The organism is Photorhabdus bodei (assembly GCF_003287735.1).
Classification (GTDB): domain Bacteria; phylum Pseudomonadota; class Gammaproteobacteria; order Enterobacterales; family Enterobacteriaceae; genus Photorhabdus; species Photorhabdus kayaii.
Genome location: NZ_NSCM01000003.1, coordinates 95,451 through 112,862, shown reverse-complemented (window position 1 = coordinate 112,862; position 17,412 = coordinate 95,451). Strand labels below are relative to the sequence as shown.

Annotated in this window: 16 protein-coding genes; 15 read left to right on the top strand and 1 reads right to left on the bottom strand. The window is 40.1% G+C overall.

Translation table 11 applies throughout. The annotated features are described in order from the left end of the window. Positions 1-3 precede the first annotated feature (3 nt). The 15 genes from hflC (at position 4) to CKY02_RS03835 (ending at position 16,489) form a co-directional block, all read left to right on the top strand. Positions 4-1,014 carry a protease modulator HflC gene (gene hflC / locus CKY02_RS03905; protein ID WP_112877159.1) on the top strand — a complete coding sequence of 337 codons (1,011 nt, stop codon included), beginning with the start codon at positions 4-6 and terminating at the stop codon, positions 1,012-1,014. 147 nt (positions 1,015-1,161) lie between these two features. Continuing rightward, the gene (locus CKY02_RS03900; protein ID WP_112894379.1) at positions 1,162-2,460 is read left to right on the top strand and encodes an adenylosuccinate synthase; all 1,299 of its coding nucleotides are present in this window, start codon (positions 1,162-1,164) and stop codon (positions 2,458-2,460) included. A 190-nt stretch (positions 2,461-2,650) separates the two neighbouring features. Next, positions 2,651-3,076, top strand: coding sequence for a nitric oxide-sensing transcriptional repressor NsrR (gene nsrR / locus CKY02_RS03895; protein WP_112894294.1), 426 nt, complete (start codon positions 2,651-2,653; stop codon positions 3,074-3,076). A 44-nt stretch (positions 3,077-3,120) separates the two neighbouring features. Then, positions 3,121-5,562, top strand: coding sequence for a ribonuclease R (rnr, locus tag CKY02_RS03890; protein ID WP_112894378.1), 2,442 nt, complete (start codon positions 3,121-3,123; stop codon positions 5,560-5,562). Between the two features lie 129 nt (positions 5,563-5,691). Then, positions 5,692-6,429, top strand: coding sequence for a 23S rRNA (guanosine(2251)-2'-O)-methyltransferase RlmB (rlmB, locus tag CKY02_RS03885; RefSeq protein ID WP_112894293.1), 738 nt, complete (start codon positions 5,692-5,694; stop codon positions 6,427-6,429). 177 nt (positions 6,430-6,606) lie between these two features. Next, a complete protein-coding gene (gene rpsF / locus CKY02_RS03880) occupies positions 6,607-7,002 on the top strand; it encodes a 30S ribosomal protein S6 (RefSeq protein WP_011148646.1) in 396 nt (131 codons plus the stop codon). A 5-nt stretch (positions 7,003-7,007) separates the two neighbouring features. Continuing rightward, positions 7,008-7,325 (top strand): primosomal replication protein N, encoded by a 318-nt coding sequence (priB, locus tag CKY02_RS03875; RefSeq protein ID WP_112894292.1) that lies wholly within the window; start codon positions 7,008-7,010, stop codon positions 7,323-7,325. Between the two features lie 4 nt (positions 7,326-7,329). After that, positions 7,330-7,557 carry a 30S ribosomal protein S18 gene (gene rpsR, locus CKY02_RS03870; RefSeq protein ID WP_000135199.1) on the top strand — a complete coding sequence of 76 codons (228 nt, stop codon included), beginning with the start codon at positions 7,330-7,332 and terminating at the stop codon, positions 7,555-7,557. A gap of 38 nt (positions 7,558-7,595) precedes the next feature. Further along, positions 7,596-8,048: a 50S ribosomal protein L9 gene (rplI, locus tag CKY02_RS03865; protein ID WP_112877162.1), complete on the top strand. Its 453-nt coding sequence runs from the start codon at positions 7,596-7,598 to the stop codon at positions 8,046-8,048. A gap of 788 nt (positions 8,049-8,836) precedes the next feature. Further along, a complete protein-coding gene (locus CKY02_RS03860) occupies positions 8,837-10,045 on the top strand; it encodes a PLP-dependent cysteine synthase family protein (protein ID WP_238399077.1) in 1,209 nt (402 codons plus the stop codon). Further along, entirely contained in the window at positions 10,035-11,225 is a 1,191-nt protein-coding gene (gene argG / locus CKY02_RS03855) for an argininosuccinate synthase (protein WP_112877163.1), read from the top strand. Before CKY02_RS03860 ends, argG begins: the two co-directional genes overlap by 11 nt. After that, on the top strand, positions 11,222-12,025 hold the full coding sequence (locus tag CKY02_RS03850) for a dimethylarginine dimethylaminohydrolase family protein (protein WP_112894291.1): 804 nt from the start codon (positions 11,222-11,224) through the stop codon (positions 12,023-12,025). The genes argG and CKY02_RS03850 overlap by 4 nt, the downstream gene beginning before the upstream one ends. 23 nt (positions 12,026-12,048) lie before the next feature. Next, positions 12,049-13,746 carry a carbamoyltransferase family protein gene (locus CKY02_RS03845; protein WP_112894290.1) on the top strand — a complete coding sequence of 566 codons (1,698 nt, stop codon included), beginning with the start codon at positions 12,049-12,051 and terminating at the stop codon, positions 13,744-13,746. Positions 13,747-13,917: 171 nt separating this feature from the next. Further along, entirely contained in the window at positions 13,918-15,183 is a 1,266-nt protein-coding gene (locus CKY02_RS03840) for an MFS transporter (RefSeq protein WP_240001984.1), read from the top strand. Positions 15,184-15,193: 10 nt separating this feature from the next. Beyond that, positions 15,194-16,489: an ATP-grasp domain-containing protein gene (locus tag CKY02_RS03835; protein ID WP_112894288.1), complete on the top strand. Its 1,296-nt coding sequence runs from the start codon at positions 15,194-15,196 to the stop codon at positions 16,487-16,489. Between the two features lie 36 nt (positions 16,490-16,525). Here the strand turns inward: CKY02_RS03835 and CKY02_RS03830 are convergent, their stop codons facing one another. After that, entirely contained in the window at positions 16,526-17,242 is a 717-nt protein-coding gene (locus CKY02_RS03830; RefSeq protein WP_112877168.1) for a helix-turn-helix transcriptional regulator, read from the bottom strand. Positions 17,243-17,412: the final 170 nt, after the last annotated feature.

Sequence of the window (17,412 nt, the reverse complement as noted above, 5' to 3'; positions counted from 1 at the left end):
ATCATGCGTAAATCATTAGTCGTTGTTATTGTCGCGGTATTAGTTGCACTCTATGCCTCTCTATTTATCGTGCAGGAAGGACAGCGTGGCATTGTACTGCGTTTTGGTAAGGTTCTGCGCGATGCAGGAAATAAACCGATTGTTTATGAGCCGGGGTTACATTTCAAAATACCTTTTGTTGAAACGGTGAAAACCCTGGATGCTCGTATCCAGACTATGGATATTCAAGCCGACCGTTTCTTGACCAGTGAAAATAAGGACCTGATAGTTGATTCTTACCTGAAATGGCGGATTAACGATTTCAGCCGTTATTATCTGGCGACCGGCAATGGTGATATTTCTCAAGCAGAGGTATTGTTAAAGCGTAAATTCAGTGACCGCCTGCGTTCTGAGATTGGCCGTAAGGATGTTCGTGGTATCGTAACGGATTCCCGTGGTCAATTGACCACCGATGTTCGTGATGCGCTGAACAAAGGTACAACGGATAAAGAAACAGCGAGTACAACTGAAGCGGATGATGCTATTGCATCAGCGGCGGCGCGTGTAGAGCGAGAAACGGCAGATAAACAGCTTGCTATCAATCCGAACAGTATGGCGGCATTGGGTATTGAAGTTGTTGATGTGCGTATCAAACAAATCAATTTACCACTGGAAGTTTCAGAAGCGATTTACCAGCGTATGCGCGCTGAGCGTGAAGCGGTAGCTCGTCGTCATCGTTCACAAGGTTTGGAAGAAGCAGAAAAGCTGCGTGCAGCAGCAGATAAGCAAGTTATTGAAATCCGTGCAAAAGCGGAGCGTGAAGCGCTTACATTGCGTGGTGCTGGTGATGCGGAAACCGCTAAACTGTTTGCTGATGCATTCAGTCAAGCGCCAGATTTCTATACCTTTATCCGTAGTTTACGTGCTTACGAGAAAAGCTTTAGTGAAGACGGGAAAGATGTTCTGGTATTAAGCCCAGAAGCTGATTTCTTCCGCTATATGAAAGCACCTGAAAAGCGTGCGGTTCAGCACTAATGAGTTTTGAATCACTCAGTAAGGCCCGCATCAGGCGGGCCTTGTCATGTCTGGTGGCTAACAAAAATAACGGATGTGATAAAAATTACTGAAAGGTGTGGGATGAGATGTTAGAATCCATTTTTAAGCAACCGAGTGAATTTTGAAATGGGTAAGAACGTTGTCGTATTGGGCACCCAATGGGGTGACGAGGGCAAGGGCAAGATCGTCGACTTGCTGACTGAACGAGCTAAGTATGTTGTTCGTTATCAAGGGGGCCATAATGCTGGTCATACACTGGTTATCAACGGTGAAAAAACCGTTCTCCACTTAATCCCATCAGGGATCCTGCGTGAAAATGTTATCAGTATTATTGCAAATGGCGTCGTATTAGCGCCTGATGCGCTGATGAAAGAGATGAACGCATTAGAATCCCGTGGTATTCCTGTTCGCGAGCGCCTGCTCATTTCAGAAGCCTGTCCACTTATTCTTCCATACCATGTTGCATTAGATAATGCCCGCGAGAAAGCGCGTGGTGCAAAAGCAATTGGTACAACCGGTCGTGGTATTGGCCCTGCGTATGAAGATAAAGTTGCTCGTCGTGGTCTGCGTGTTGGTGATTTGTTTGATAAGGAAGCATTCGCAGTTAAGCTGAAAGAAATTATCGAATATCACAATTTCCAACTGGTTAACTACTACAAAGAACCGGCGGTTGATTACCAGAAAACCCTAGATGAAATCATGGCTGTTGCCGATATTTTGACGGATATGGTCGTCGACGTTTCTGATTTGTTGTATAAAGCAACTCAGAAAGATGAATTGGTTATGTTCGAAGGTGCACAGGGCACATTGTTGGATATTGACCACGGTACTTACCCATATGTGACCTCTTCCAACACTACCGCGGGTGGCGTTGCAACAGGTTCCGGTTTAGGTCCGTGCTATGTTGATTATGTTTTGGGGATCATCAAAGCATACTCTACTCGTGTCGGTGCTGGTCCATTCCCAACTGAACTGTTTGATGAAACTGGCAGTTACTTGCGCGAAAAAGGCCAAGAGTTTGGCGCGACTACGGGGCGTAGCCGCCGTACTGGTTGGTTGGATATCATTGCCATCCGTCGTGCAGTACAGATCAACTCACTGTCAGGTTTCTGTATGACCAAACTGGACGTGCTGGATGGCTTGAAAGAAGTAAAAATCTGCACTGGTTACCGTATGCCTGATGGCCGTGTAATTGAAACTACACCTCTGGCAGCGGATGACTGGGAAGGTATTGAGCCTATTTATGAGACCATGCCTGGTTGGAATGAAAGCACTTTCGGTGTGAAAGAGCATAGAAGATTGCCTCAGGCGGCATTGAACTATATCAAACGTGTAGAAGAGCTGACCGGCGTTCCGGTTGATATTATTTCTACAGGCCCGGATCGTTCAGAAACTATCATTCTGCGTGATCCGTTTGATGCCTGATGGTACCTATAATCAGGTGAAGCCGGGCTTTTCAGCCCGGTTTTTTGCTATTTATTGTGGCCTTTTTTGTTTAACGATGAGGAGATCAACATGATTTTGGTAGATTCATGGTATATAAGTTGAACAAATACTTATTTTTTCAGTTTGTTCTCGGATATATTAGTTTATATCTTATTATCCAGAGGTTGATGTGCAGTTAACGAGTTTTACAGATTATGGCTTGCGTGCGCTAATTTATATGGCTTCTTTACCGCAAAGCCGGATGACCAGTATTTCTGAAGTTACTGATATTTATGGTGTTTCTCGTAACCACATGGTAAAAATCATTAACCAATTGAGTCATTTAGGATTAGTAGATGCTGTTCGTGGTAAAAACGGCGGTATCCGTTTAGGTAAACCAGCGAAGGATATCAGAATTGGCGATGTCGTTCGCGCTCTTGAGCCATTATCATTGGTTAACTGTAGTCAGGAATCTTGCCATATCACTTCTGCGTGTCGTCTGAAGGTCGTATTAAATCAGGCAATAGAAAAGTTTTTAGAAGAACTGGATAAGCATACTTTAGCTGATATGATTGAAGATAATATCCCCCTTTACAAGCTGCTTCTGACCGAATGAAGAAATGGCGCAAACAGCCTGCTGATGACAGCGGAGGAACAGCTATGTCACAAGATCCTTTTTTGGGGCGCGAAGCAGAAAAATACGAATCACCTATTCCAAGCCGTGAGTACATCTTAGACATTATTGCTAAACATACTGTACCGGTAAGTCGCCAGGAACTGGCACAAGAGCTGAATCTGATTAACGATGAGGATATTGAAGCGTTACGTCGTCGTTTACGGGCTATGGAACGTGATGGTCAATTGGTTTTCACTCGTCGCCAATGTTATGCCTTGCCGGAAAGATTGGATTTACTGAAAGGTACTGTAATTGGGCATAGAGATGGTTATGGTTTCCTACGAGTAGAAGGTCACAAAGACGATTTTTATCTCTCTGCCGAGCAGTTAAAAATGGCTATTCATGGTGATGTTGTGCTGGCACAACCATTGCCCCTGAATCGCAAAGGGCGTAATGAAGCGCGTATCGTTCGTGTATTGGTGCCTAAGACCAGTCAGATTGTTGGCCGCTATTTTCTTGATTCTGGTATGGGATTTGTTGTGCCGGATGATAGCCGTTTAAGCTTCGATATCTTGATCCCGAAAGATGAAAGCGGTGGTGCTCGCATGGGGAATGTGGTGGTAGTCGAGTTAATTACACGCCCGGCGCGCCGCACAAAAGCTATCGGTAAGATTGTTGAAGTGTTGGGTGAAAAGATGGGAACGAACATGGCAGTGGAAATTGCCCTACGTACTCATGAAATTCCCCACAGTTGGCCGCCACAGGTGGAAAACCAGGTTGCTTCCTTGGATGAGCAGGTACCAGAATCGGCGAAAAAAGGCCGTGTTGATCTACGTACTCTGCCGTTGGTGACAATCGATGGTGAAGATGCCCGTGATTTTGATGATGCCGTTTATTGTGAAAGAAAGCAAAGCGGTGGTTGGCGTTTATGGGTTGCCATTGCTGATGTCAGTTACTATGTGCGCCCACAAACGGCGTTAGATACCGAAGCACGTAGCCGGAGTAACTCGGTTTACTTCCCATCTCAGGTTGTCCCCATGTTGCCAGAGGTGCTTTCTAATGGCCTCTGTTCTCTGAACCCGCAGGTTGATCGCCTTTGTATGGTGTGTGAGATGACGATTTCAGCGCAGGGGAGATTATCATCCTATAAATTTTACGAAGCCGTCATGAATTCTCACGCCCGTCTGACATATACCAAAGTATGGCGTATGTTGCAGGGTGATGAAGAGCTGCGTGAGCACTACAAGCCACTGGTTCAGCATATTGAGCATTTACATGAATTGTACCAGGCATTAGAAAATGCCCGTGAGCAACGTGGTGCAATCTCGTTTGAGTCAGAAGAGGCGAAGTTTATCTTTAATGCTGAACGTCGTATCGAGCGAATTGAACCGATTGTTCGCAATGATGCTCATAAGTTGATTGAAGAGTGCATGATTCTGGCGAATATTGCTGCGGCGCGCTTCGTGGAAAAAAATGGGGAGCCGGTGCTTTACCGTATTCATGATCGGCCAAAAGAAGAGAGCATTGTTAACCTGCGTTCGGTTTTTGGCGAATTGGGATTGACGCTGCCCGGTGGCATGCAACCAACACCAAAGGATTATGCGCAACTGATGCATCAAGTGGCTGAACGCCCGGATCATGAGCTACTGCAAACCCTATTACTGCGTTCAATGAAACAGGCAATTTATGATCCGGAAAACCGGGGTCACTTCGGTCTGTCATTAAATTCTTATGCGCATTTTACCTCACCTATCCGCCGTTACCCGGATCTGGTGTTGCATCGGGCGATTAAATATCAGCTAGCGAAACAGCAAGGCATTGTTGAGCAATGTGGAACACCGACTGGGGGATGGCACAGTGATATGGAACAGATGTTGCAACTGGGCCAACACTGTTCCATGACAGAGCGCCGCGCAGATGAAGCGACGAGAGACGTTGCCGATTGGCTTAAGTGTGATTTTATGCAGGATCAGGTGGGCAATACTTTTACTGGGATCATCACGAGTGTGACAGGTTTCGGTTTCTTTGTTCGCTTGAATGAGCTGTTTATTGACGGCCTAGTGCATGTTTCCACATTGAGTAATGATTATTATCATTTCGATAATATCGGTCAGCGTTTAGTTGGTGAATACTCGGGTAAAACTTTCCGGTTAGGGGATGAAGTTGAAATTAGTGTGGAAGCAGTTCATATGGATGAACGTAATATTGACTTTAAGCTGCTTTCTACCACCCGCAAAGCCCGGAATGTAGGTAAAACAGTGCGCGATAGAGAGAGAAAAGTAGAACTTGGCCGCGAAAGCAGTAAGAAAAATGGGCGTGGTTATCGCAAAGAAGCTCATTTTGAGCCTGATGGTGCTGTTCGTAAAGAGCGATCTGCGGATAAGCCTAAAGGGGATAAGAAAAAGGGTAAGACGTTTTCTACCAAAACTCAGAAAATTGTCGCTAAATTCAAAGCCAAACGGGCTAAGAAAAGCGCAGATAAATAATCAAAGGGCTATCCTGTTGCAGGATAGCCTGAATATTTTTAATCTCCCCCTGAGTACGTAAAGCCTATCGAATAGGGCTCACAGTATTCGTCAGTGCTGTATATGTATAACAGTGAAAATAAGAAGATTATGAGTGAAATTATCTACGGTATTCATGCCGTTAAAGCTTTATTGGAGCGCGATTCTCAGCGTTTTATCGAAGTTTATACCCTGAAAGGGCGTGAAGATCGCCGCCTGACACCATTGATTCATGCGCTGGAAAGTATCGGGATGACTATCCAACTGGCAAATCGTCAGTGGCTGGATAATCAAACGGAAGGTGCGGTGCATCAGGGGATTATTGCCAAAGTGAAGCCAGGGCGTCAGTATCAAGAAAACGACCTACCAGATTTACTGGCACAAGCAGAAACCCCTTTCTTGTTGGTGCTTGATGGTGTGACAGATCCCCATAATCTGGGCGCTTGTTTGCGTAGCGCTGATGCAGCAGGTGTACATGCTGTTATTATTCCACGTGATCGTTCTGCTCAGCTTAATGCCACGGCGAAGAAAGTGGCATGTGGTGCTGCGGAAAGCGTACCACTTATTCGTGTCACCAACCTTGCTCGTACCTTGCGTTTATTGCAAGAGTACAATATCTGGGTGGTGGGGACAGCAGGAGAAGCTGACCATACGCTGTATCAGAGTAAACTAACCGGTCCTATGGCACTGGTGATGGGAGCGGAAGGGGAAGGTATGCGTCGTCTGACTCGTGAACACTGTGATGAATTGATTAGTATCCCAATGGTGGGTTCTGTCTCGTCGTTGAATGTGTCTGTTGCCACGGGAGTTTGCCTGTTTGAGGTGGTGCGTCAGCGCGGTTCGTTATAACTCATCTATTCCACATATGAACAAAAGTGTTTTTGCATTGTTCATTCCTTGAGTTTTTTATGTAGGGTAGGTATAGTTACGCGTCAATTTTTCAGCCGCACTTAAACAAGTTCCTTGCCTCCACGGGCCGCGGTTGACCCTGACAGGAGGCTGAATAATCCGTAAGGAGCAATTCTAATGCGTCATTACGAAATCGTTTTTATGGTCCATCCTGACCAAAGCGAACAGGTTCCGGGCATGATTGAGCGTTACAGTGCGACTATCACTAACGCGCAAGGTCAGATTCACCGTCTGGAAGACTGGGGCCGCCGTCAACTGGCTTACCCAATCAACAAACTGCACAAAGCTCACTATGTTCTGATGAACGTTGAAGCACCGCAGGAAGTGATTGATGAGCTGGAAACTAACTTCCGCTTCAACGATGCCGTTATCCGCAGCATGATTATGCGCGTTAAGCACGCGGTAACTGAAGCATCTCCAATGGTTAAAGCCAAAGATGAACGTCGCAGCCGTGACTACTCTCTGGAAGACGCCAATATGGATGCTGAAGAAGCTGGGGATTCTGAAGAGTAATAACTGTGACAACTAATCGTTTGGTGCTTTCTGGCACAGTGTGCAAGGTCCCCATTCGAAAAGTCAGTCCTGCCGGCATTCCTCATTGTCAGTTTGTGCTTGAGCACCGTTCACAGCAACAGGAAGCCGGTCTGAGCAGGCAAGCATGGTGCAGAATGCCCGTTATTGTCAGCGGACAATTGTTACAAGTTTTAACTCACAGTATAACGGTCGGCAGTCGATTAACCGTTTCAGGATTCATTAGTTGCCATCAAGGTCGCAATGGTCTTAACAAACTGGTTCTTCATGCCGAGCAGATTGAATTGATAGATTCTGGAGACTAGCCAAATGGCACGTTATTTCCGTCGTCGCAAGTTCTGCCGTTTCACCGCGGAAGGCGTTCAAGAGATTGATTATAAAGACATCGCTACGCTGAAAAACTACATCACCGAGAGCGGTAAAATTGTACCAAGCCGTATCACTGGCACCCGTGCAAAATACCAGCGTCAGCTCGCTCGTGCTATCAAGCGCGCGCGCTACCTGTCTTTGTTGCCTTACACTGATCGTCATCAGTAATCGGCACAGTCCATTAACGACTCTGAGAGGATAAGGTAATGCAAATTATTCTGCTTGATAAAGTAGCAAACCTGGGTAGCCTGGGTGATCAAGTTAACGTTAAACCGGGTTATGCCCGTAACTACTTAGTACCGCAGGGCAAAGCTGTTCCTGCAACTAAGAAAAACATCGAATTCTTCGAAGCTCGCCGTGCTGAACTGGAAGCTAACTTGGCTAACGTTCTGGCAATAGCAGAAGCTCGTGCTGAGAAAATCAATGCATTGGGTTCCGTTACTATCGCTTCTAAAGCAGGTGACGAAGGTAAACTGTTCGGTTCTGTCGGTACTCGTGATATCGCTGATGCAGTTACCGCCGCGGGCGTTGAAGTCTCTAAGAGCGAAGTGCGTCTGCCTAATGGTGTTCTGCGTACTATTGGTGAACACGAAGTTAACTTCCAGGTACACAGCGATGTATTCGCTAAATTGAACGTTAACGTTGTTGCTGAAGCTTAATCGCTGATTAACTGATGCTAATAAGTAAAAAACGCTGGCAATGCCGGCGTTTTTTATTGCCTCAACTTACCATTCTCTTGGTAAGTCTATACCCTATGGATTTCAAGGTGTTTTGCGACGGCAAGGGAGAGAATCCCCGGGAGCATAGATAACGATGTGACCGGGGTGAGTGAGTGCAGCCAACAAAGAGGCAACTTGAAAGATAACGGGTATATAAGGTTTTTGCCGATAATGCCCAGCAACTGAGCATTAATCTGATTTATTTTACATTTACTACCTTATTTGTCGTTTATAGAATTATGGTTTCTCTTATCTATTCTTCTGTAATGTTGTCTTTTAGCCGGTTTTTATTATTATTGATTTTGCGTTTTTATATTGGAAATATTATTCATTATTAGATTAATATCTATAAATAATTGAATTCGTATTTTTTATTATTAGATAATATCGGTATTGTTAATTCTATTGTGATATGTGGATTTTTTATAGAATATTTTAATATATCTACGTCTAAATCTAGTTAATTACACGCATGATTATTTCATAATGATATAAAAATATATTCTTATATAATTTCGGTTATTTGTCTTTATAATGATAATTTATTTTATATGATTTCACATAAGAATATTTAATGATATCAATATATATCCTTATTATTAAATAATAATATCAAAAATTTATACGGGATTTTATTGATATAACTGTCAGAGTTGACAGTAGACTTTTAAGCGTAATTTTATAATTATAATTTTTGTTAATTAACCCTTGTGTGAGAACACAAATGAATGCGCTTATTGTTAATAGGTATGAGTTTATTCTCCATAGTTATTGATAAATTGAATGGTTTCATCAATAAATTAATAGGTATATTAAATGTTGAATTGATTTATTTATGTGTTGATAAAAATACCTTGTCATCATTATATGTTCTTCATATTAACCCAGACATAAGGGATAAAACTGGTATGAATCTTGGTAAAAGAATATTACAAACTATAGGTAATACTCCAGTAGTTATGTTGAATGGTAGATATACTAAAGGTATTAATGTCTTTCTCAAAATGGAGAATATTAACCCCGGTGGGAGTATCAAAGATCGTATTGCAGTTGCTATGTTGGAAAGGGCTGAGGCTCAGGGAGAATTAAGACCGGGAATGGTGGTGATTGAGCCATCATCGGGTAATACGGCAATTGGCCTGGCAATGGCGTGTGCCGTTAAAGGTTATCGATTTATTGCGGTTTTGGATCGCATGGTGCCGGCAGCGAAACGCGATAACATAAAAGCGTTTGGTGCGGAAATCATTTTTCTGCCAGAATTTGAAGCGGGAACGGATACTGTCAAATATCGCATTGATTTAACTAAAGAGATTATAAAAGCTTATCCGAATGCGTTTAGCCCTATGCAATTTGAAAATCAGGTTAATCCTGATGAGCATTATCGTTCCACGGGGCGTGAGTTGTATGAAACCTTTGGCAATAATTTGACGGCTTGTTTTGCGACGGCAGGAAGTTGTGGAACACTTACTGGAATTTCCCGTTATTTGAAAGAGAAAAATCCACAGATACAAATTTATGGTGTTGAACCAGAGGGGTCAATTATTTTCGGTGGTGAATCAGGAAAATATTTGGTACAAGGTGCAGGACTAACGTTTATACCTTCTATTCTGGATCGTACCAATATTGATATTACCTTGAAAGTTGCAGATATTGATGCATTCCGAGTAGCAAGAAAGTTAGCCAGAAATGAAGGTATTTTAATTGGTGGAACGGGAGGTTGCGCGGTAAGCGCAGCATTAAATCGCCTGGATGATTTTAAACCTGGAGATAATATTGTTGTCATTATTCCTGATAGTGGAGAACGTTATATCGACACAATTTATAATGATACTTGGTTATTTGAAAATAATTTCTCAGAATTAGTTGAGGAAAGTAAAATAGAACCTCAATTAGAAGAAATTATTAAAAACATGGGGTGCGTATTAAATGAGTTCTGATCGTGTTTTGGTGATTTACTATAATCGCCTCTATAACCCTCTTATCATAAGAAGTCTTAAATCTGAATATAGAGAGGTAATTGCTCTTTATATTGATGAAGGGCAGGTAAGAGACATTGACGATATTGAATTGGAATGCATGGTTGCAGGTGCTGATAAATTTATCTATAAAGATTATCGAGCACAATATGCTGAACACTTCCTTACAAAAGCGATAAAAGCGAATGCTATTTATCAACATGGTTATTTTCTCAGTGCGGCACTTTCCCGTCCTGCGATTGCTGAGGCGGCAGTTGAAGTAGCCAATGAGCTCAATATTGATTATATTGCCCATCAATTCAGAGGTAATGATCAAGTCAGAATGGATATGAATATAGAAATTCTGAATAAAATACCTATTGCTTCGTTGAGAGATTTTAAATACGACGAAAATATCGTAAATAGTTATGCTATGAAGTATGGTATTCCTCAAGAATTTGGTTGTAATAACCCTTATTCTACTAGTGAAAATATATGGGGATTAAGTGTTGAATGTGGTCCGTTGGCAGAACCGGAAACATTAATTCCTGAAGATGCCAGAGAGAAATTATTTGAGCATGCACTATCAGCCACTGAGCCAATATTTTTGTCATTAGGTTTTGAGAATGGTATACCGATATCGATTGACGGCGAAAAGAAATCGTTATATGAAATTATTGAAATATTAAATAAGATTGGTAAAAAACTATCAATTGGTATTTTTGATATTGTTGAAGATGGTATTGTCGGTTTGAAAACACGAGCAATTTATCAATCACCTGCCGCACATATCTTAATTACCGCACATCGTGATTTAGAATGTTATTGTAGTAATCGTCACGAAAATTGGTTTAAAGAGATAATTGATAAAAAATGGGTTGAATTAGTTTATTCTGGGCTTTGGTATGATCCCTTATTAACTCATTTAAACCACTTTATTGATAGCATGAATCAACATGTCAATGGTGAGATTAAGCTTGAATTAGGCTATAAATATGCCAACGTTTGTTCCCGTACTTCAAAGACGACTATCTATGATGATAATTTAGCAATATATAATTGTGGGCATTTATATAGTCAAAACGATGCAGAGGGATTTGCAAAAATATTTAATATCCATACTAAGCAAAGTGCTAAATCTAAGATGAGGCAAAAGTTATGATTAAAGAATTATTAATGTGTAAACCGGATTTTTATGATATTGAATACGTTATTAATGACTGGATGGACCCTAATAATAGAGTCAATAAAGAATTGGCACAGCAACAATGGGATTTTCTTTATGAACGATTGACTGAACGTGGCATCACTATTCGCACTATCGATCCTGTTAATGGTTTGCCTGATATGACTTTCTCAGGTGATTGTGGCATGGTGCATAATAATAAATTCCTTGCTAGTAATTTCCGGCACGCTGAACGCCAGGGGGAAAGCCAGTACTATATCGATTATCTGGAAAATCTAGGTTATGAGATACATCGTGTTGATGAAGGTATTTATTTTGAAGGGCTTGGAGATGTTATCTATTGGGATAATGACATCATATTTGGTTATGGTCCTCGCTCAGATAAAGAAGCAATAAATACAATTCAGAAAGTCTATCCAGAACTTAAAGTTAAAGGTGAACTACATATTCAGGATAAGACTTTCTTTCATGTGGCTTTGGCATTCTCGTTTATTGACAAAGATACGGTTATTTACTATCCAGAAGCATTTACTAAAGAGAGCCAGAATTATATTGCTGAAACATTTGAACGCCGGATATCAATATCAGAACATGACGCTAAGGAATTATTTGTCTGTAATAATATCCCAATAGGTAAAGATATTCTCATGCATGATTGTTCTATAGAGGTTGAACGTCAATTAAATAATTATGGTTATAATGTCATTAAATGCGATATGAGTGAATTCTTAAAGAGTGGTGGTAGTCTGCGCTGCTTAGTATTAAAAGTTAAATAATTATAATGGGAGGATAATAAGTCATGTATATTTTAGGTATAAATTCAGTTTACCATGAATCAGCAGTTTGCTTATTAAAGGATGGAGAAACTATTTTTGCCATTGAAGAAGAGCGTTTAAATAGAAGAAAACACGGAAAACCAGCAAATATTGATAATCCTGATGAACTGCCATTGGCTTCCATTGAAGTTGCATTAGACTTTGCGGGTATTCGCTTGGAAGATGTGAGCCATATTGGGTTTTCTATTGATCCGATAGAACGAAGAAAATCAGTCTTTATTGATGAAGTCACCAGTGAGGGAAATTGGGGAAGTGTATCGGGTGAGTCCATTTTTTATCGTAAGACCACTTCAGTACCAGAAATTTTACAATCAATGGGATTCCGTGGTCAATTTCATTGGGTTCCTCATCACACAGCTCATGCGGCATCTGCTTATTTTGTTTCGCCATTTGATAAAGCGTTAACCTTATCACTTGATGGTGTGGGAGAGGATAATACCGCAGGGGTATATCTGGGCGATGGCAATAGTCTGAAAAAAATTAAAACCATTGAATACCCTAATTCAATTGGTTTTATGTGGGAGAAATTGGCAGAATTCTTGGGCTTCTCTGTATACGATGCCTGTAAGGTGATGGGAATGTCTGCTTATGGTAAGCCTGAAGGTTTTATGCCAGCGTTCCAACAACTTGTCAAAATTTATGAGAAAGGTGAGTTTACTATCGATAACACCATTCTCAATTTCCGCAGCCAAGACTTTTCTAAATTAGAATCTTTGTTTGGTATTGTGAAAAGAGTTCCTGGTGGAGAGGTAGCGCAGGAATATTATGATATTGCTGCTTCTCTCCAGCAAATAACTGATGAAATAGTGTTAAATATGGCTCATCATTATTTGCAGGAAACAGCAACGAATAAACTCTGCCTTGCGGGTGGCGTCGCATTGAATTGCATAACGAATAAACGATTATATGAAGAGTTGGATATCGAAGATATCTTTGTTCAGCCTGCTGCACATGATGCCGGGACTGCCACAGGTGCAGCACTATTTATTTGGCATCATATTCTTGAAAATAATCAGCGCTATCCTCTGACGCATACCTATTGGGGTCTGGAATATAGTGAAGATGATTACCAGCGTAGTTTGAAGGCCCACGGTTTGGACTGGACATATGAAGAGAATATTCATGAAGTTGTCGCAGGCTTGCTGGCTGAAAATAATGTCGTTGGCTGGTTCCAGGGGAGGATGGAATTTGGGCCGCGGGCATTAGGTAATCGTAGTTTGTTGGCTGATCCAAGAAATAAAGATATTCGCGATTTAATGAATCGTAAAGTTAAACATCGTGAAATGTTTAGGCCATTTGCGCCTAGTGTATTGCGTCAACATGTTGCTGATTGGTTCCATGTTCGGAAGGAGTTACCGGAAGCTGCAAAATATATGTTGTTAGCGATGGATGCTAAAGTGGATAAAGCATCGAAAATTCCGGCAGTGGTTCACGAAGATGGTACTGCCAGAGTTCAGGTGGTAGATAGTGCATCAAATCCAGATTATGCCCAGTTGATTGAGGCATTTTATCGGAAAACCGGTGTGCCTTTGTTGCTGAACACTTCTTATAATGATAGCGAACCGATTGTTTGCTCACCGGAAGATGCTATTAAAACTTTCATGAAAACTAATATTGATTATTTAGTTTTGGGGAATTATTTGATTAAATCGATTCATTAATTATTGCATAGTAAACATCTATCCCAGTAGGTGTAATTGATGAAATCAATTTGGGCATTGCTCAGTTTCAAATTGATAAATACAATAGCCTAATGGGATAGATATACCCTATGGATTTCAAGATGCATCGTGACGGTAAGGGAGTGAATCCCCGGGAGCATAGATAACTATGTGACTGGGGTGAGCGAGTGCAGCCAACAAAGAGGCAACTTGAAAGATAACGGGTATAATAAGGTTGAGGTAATATTAATGATACATAGGATCATACTGGCTCGCTTTTTTTCTGTTTTTTCAGAGGCATTTGTTATGTTTGCTGTGCCTGTATTAGTATATACCTCAACTAATAGCGCTTCACTTTCATCTTTTGCTTTTGGGCTTGAACGGTTATTCAGAGTGATTTCTCTCCCCATTTCTGGTTGGATGGGGGACAGGATGCATACTCTGGTTATGTTATTCCTGAGTGATATTCTTCGATCATTAGTTTGCTTATTTCTTTTTATCCTTTCATTTATATATTCTGATAATAGCATCGTATATATCATTATTTCTCTCTCATGTGTTTTATCCTTTTTTAGTGGGGCGGGATATGTCAATCTTGAAGGTTTTGTCTCTAAAAACATGAGTGCAATAGAATTACCTTCTGTTAACTCTCGTTTACAATTTGTTGAACAGTTTACCTATATTGCAGCCCCGGCGGTTGTCGGTGTGCTGGTTTATAAATTTAGTGTTTATGCGGTATTTGCATTTGCATTTTTTCCTTTCCTGATTAGTAGTTTGATATGGTTTCAGCTACAAAGGAAAAACCGGATTGAAGAACACGCTAATAGAGAAGGGTATAATCTGCCGGCCATTTTTAAGTTCTTGATGGAAAACCCACCCTTGTTACGCGTCATTAGTCTGACGTTCCTGATGAATGTGATGCAAGGTGCTATTTTGTCAACGGCAGTTTATGTTATTACCAGTGTTTTTTCACAGCCGAAAGGGAGTTATGCTCAGCTTTTGGCTTATGCGGGGCTGGTGAATTGTTGTGTTTTTTTTATTGCGCCAAAATTGTGCCGGATTTTTGATGTGCGTATCGTTGGTGTAACGGCTTTTCTGATTGCGTTATGTGGTCTGACACTATTTGCGACTGGGCCGTTATTTGTGGTTTACACATTAGGTTTCTTACTGGTTATTGGTTCGGAAGGTTGTTTTAATCTTTTTTCCCGCTCTTATCGAGCAAGTCTTATTCCGAAGCAGCGTTTTTCTCAGTATCTTGGTGTGGTGCTGGTTTTGAATCAGTTAGCGACACCTTTAACCAGTTTTATTTGTGCTAATTTACTGAACTATTTTTCCTACAATAGTATTTATCTGATATTCTCTGCATTTGTTTTATTGATGTTTATCATTATTAATCCTTATCGTTCGCTTAAATTTAATCTGCATAATAGTCAATAATGGAGGAAATATGAGTTCGAAAAAATATTTGTTAGTGCTTGATTATCTTCCGGCAAGGCTGAATGAAATCGTCAATATTCGTGACTATATTCGATATAATTACTCCCTTGAGTTGGTGATTATTAGCGATATGTTGTCCGGTGAGGAAAAAAATGTCACACCATTTGTCTATCATATTCCTGTACGAACAGAAAATTATGTTGATAGTGTGATGACAATTCTTGCTGAACTTAATATGACATGTGCTGGTATTCTTCCTTTTATGGATGCGGTATCTGGGTATGCTGCTGTTATCGCGAAGAAATTAAACGTTTATGGTGATGATCCCGAATTAAGCTTCGCAGGTATTGAGAAGTATCAATTTCGCCAACAAGAAACTCGAATATTACCGTTGCTTGCGGCACAACATATTAAGACGCCTCGATATACTTTCATTAATGAGATTAAAGAACTAGAAGAGTTTTATGATTCTGTTCCGTATGGTGTGATTATTAAGCCTAATTGTGGTCGGGCAAATGTAGGCGTGGTAGCGGTTAAAGATAGAAGTAAAATCCCAACGGCTTTTACTCAATCTGTTGAGCAATCTGGTGGTAATCAAACTCTTGCAGAAGAACTTATTATTTTCGATACAGAATATTCGTACGATGGTATTGGTTGTATGGCATTTTTAACGCAAAAAGTTTCCCAGAAAGGGGAATTTCCTGTTGAAATAGGGCAAATAGTTCCGGCGCAATGTGATGGCAAAAATATGATTGCATTACATAAAGCAGGGCAGGCAATGAATCTGATTTCAGGGCAGACTCTTGGCGCATTCCATAATGAGATTAAGCAAGATAGTAAAACGGGAGAAACTTTTCTGGTTGAAACTAATCGTAGACCAGCGGGTATGCGTATTTGGGATATGGCTAACCGGGTATATGGTATAAGCTTGCAGGAAATTTGGGTTGACCATTTAGTCAAAGGATTTAGTGATCGAATGATATTGCCTGAAGCAAAGGGAAGAGCATTTTTGATTAATTTGCTGGCAGGTAAAGATGGCACGATTAATGATAAATTCGATCAAACAGAAGTTAATGAACTATTATTAGCGTCTGTTGATAATATTTTGAGTAGATTATGTTACGAAATTATTGCAATAAAAATTAATTTAGATAAGAATTCACCGGTTTATGAAACACCAAAAAGCAATAATGATTTCTGTGGTTACGTTTGTGTGCATATTAATGATGAACACGTCAAATGTGAATCCCTGATGAATGAAATTAATGATGCATGGAGGGGTATATTGTCTAATTATGTTTTATAATTTCGTATGGTTAGAGCCTTATTTTGGCTCTAATTATTATATGATTAGATTATATGCTATTGCTTTAGCAACTGCTGCAACTTTATTGGGAACCACTAATTTCTCCATAACATTGTTAATGTGGAAATTAACTGTTCTTGTTGAAATATCCAGTATATCGGCTATTTCAGCAGAAGTTTTTCCCTCACAAGTCCATCTTATGACTTCAACTTCTCTGGTAGAGAGCGTTGGAACAATGATTTTATCCTTTTTATTTTTTAGGTTATTAAATGTTTTTATGCATTCATTTGCCAATATGCCTAATACTCCTGCTTTATTAAGTATTTCATTGTGGGAAATAGAGCCTTCTTTTCTGGCAACTGAAAAAATTGATCTTTCTCCATGATAACCTTTAATTTTTATTGAAAGACTATTTTTAACTTCATTTTTATTTGAATTTGATTTTTTAATCATAAAATCAGCGGCTTTTGATATTTTATCATTACAAACTGACGGAATAGAGAAAGTGTAATCACCATTCATTAATTGGTCGCTGTCGTGATTATTATCTTGATTATAATTGCTTGCAGTTTCTATATTTAGGTTGGTTATTAGAACATATTTTTTTGTCGTGAATGGATATTTTTCTTCCTGATAAATTGAGTAGAATTCAAAACCCAGATAGTTTATCGCGTTTAACAACCTCTTTTCTAATTCAGGCATGGTTTTGGACTTTTTAATTTCTGATAAAATCTCATTAAATGGTTTATTCATAAGATTTTCCTCATTATATAATATTTGCAATAAAATTAATTTTATATAAAAAATATTTTATTCATATAATCAATTATGAGTAAAAATTTTTAAAAATTGAATTTTTATATTGTAACCTTTAAGAAATAAATATGCTACTTAGAATTATATCTATTATTAGCTCTTATATA

Bases quoted from the DNA above. Each gene is read 5' to 3' on its own strand.
- hflC (WP_112877159.1), top strand. From the start codon at position 4: ATGCGTAAATCATTAGTCGTTGTTATTGTCGCGGTATTAGTTGCACTC.
- CKY02_RS03900 (WP_112894379.1), top strand. From the start codon at position 1,162: ATGGGTAAGAACGTTGTCGTATTGGGCACCCAATGGGGTGACGAGGGC.
- rnr (WP_112894378.1), top strand. From the start codon at position 3,121: ATGTCACAAGATCCTTTTTTGGGGCGCGAAGCAGAAAAATACGAATCA.
- rlmB (WP_112894293.1), top strand. From the start codon at position 5,692: ATGAGTGAAATTATCTACGGTATTCATGCCGTTAAAGCTTTATTGGAG.
- rpsF (WP_011148646.1), top strand. From the start codon at position 6,607: ATGCGTCATTACGAAATCGTTTTTATGGTCCATCCTGACCAAAGCGAA.
- rpsR (WP_000135199.1), top strand. From the start codon at position 7,330: ATGGCACGTTATTTCCGTCGTCGCAAGTTCTGCCGTTTCACCGCGGAA.
- rplI (WP_112877162.1), top strand. From the start codon at position 7,596: ATGCAAATTATTCTGCTTGATAAAGTAGCAAACCTGGGTAGCCTGGGT.
- CKY02_RS03860 (WP_238399077.1), top strand. From the start codon at position 8,837: ATGCGCTTATTGTTAATAGGTATGAGTTTATTCTCCATAGTTATTGAT.
- argG (WP_112877163.1), top strand. From the start codon at position 10,035: ATGAGTTCTGATCGTGTTTTGGTGATTTACTATAATCGCCTCTATAAC.
- CKY02_RS03850 (WP_112894291.1), top strand. From the start codon at position 11,222: ATGATTAAAGAATTATTAATGTGTAAACCGGATTTTTATGATATTGAA.
- CKY02_RS03845 (WP_112894290.1), top strand. From the start codon at position 12,049: ATGTATATTTTAGGTATAAATTCAGTTTACCATGAATCAGCAGTTTGC.
- CKY02_RS03835 (WP_112894288.1), top strand. From the start codon at position 15,194: ATGAGTTCGAAAAAATATTTGTTAGTGCTTGATTATCTTCCGGCAAGG.
- CKY02_RS03830 (WP_112877168.1), bottom strand. From the start codon at position 17,242: ATGAATAAACCATTTAATGAGATTTTATCAGAAATTAAAAAGTCCAAA.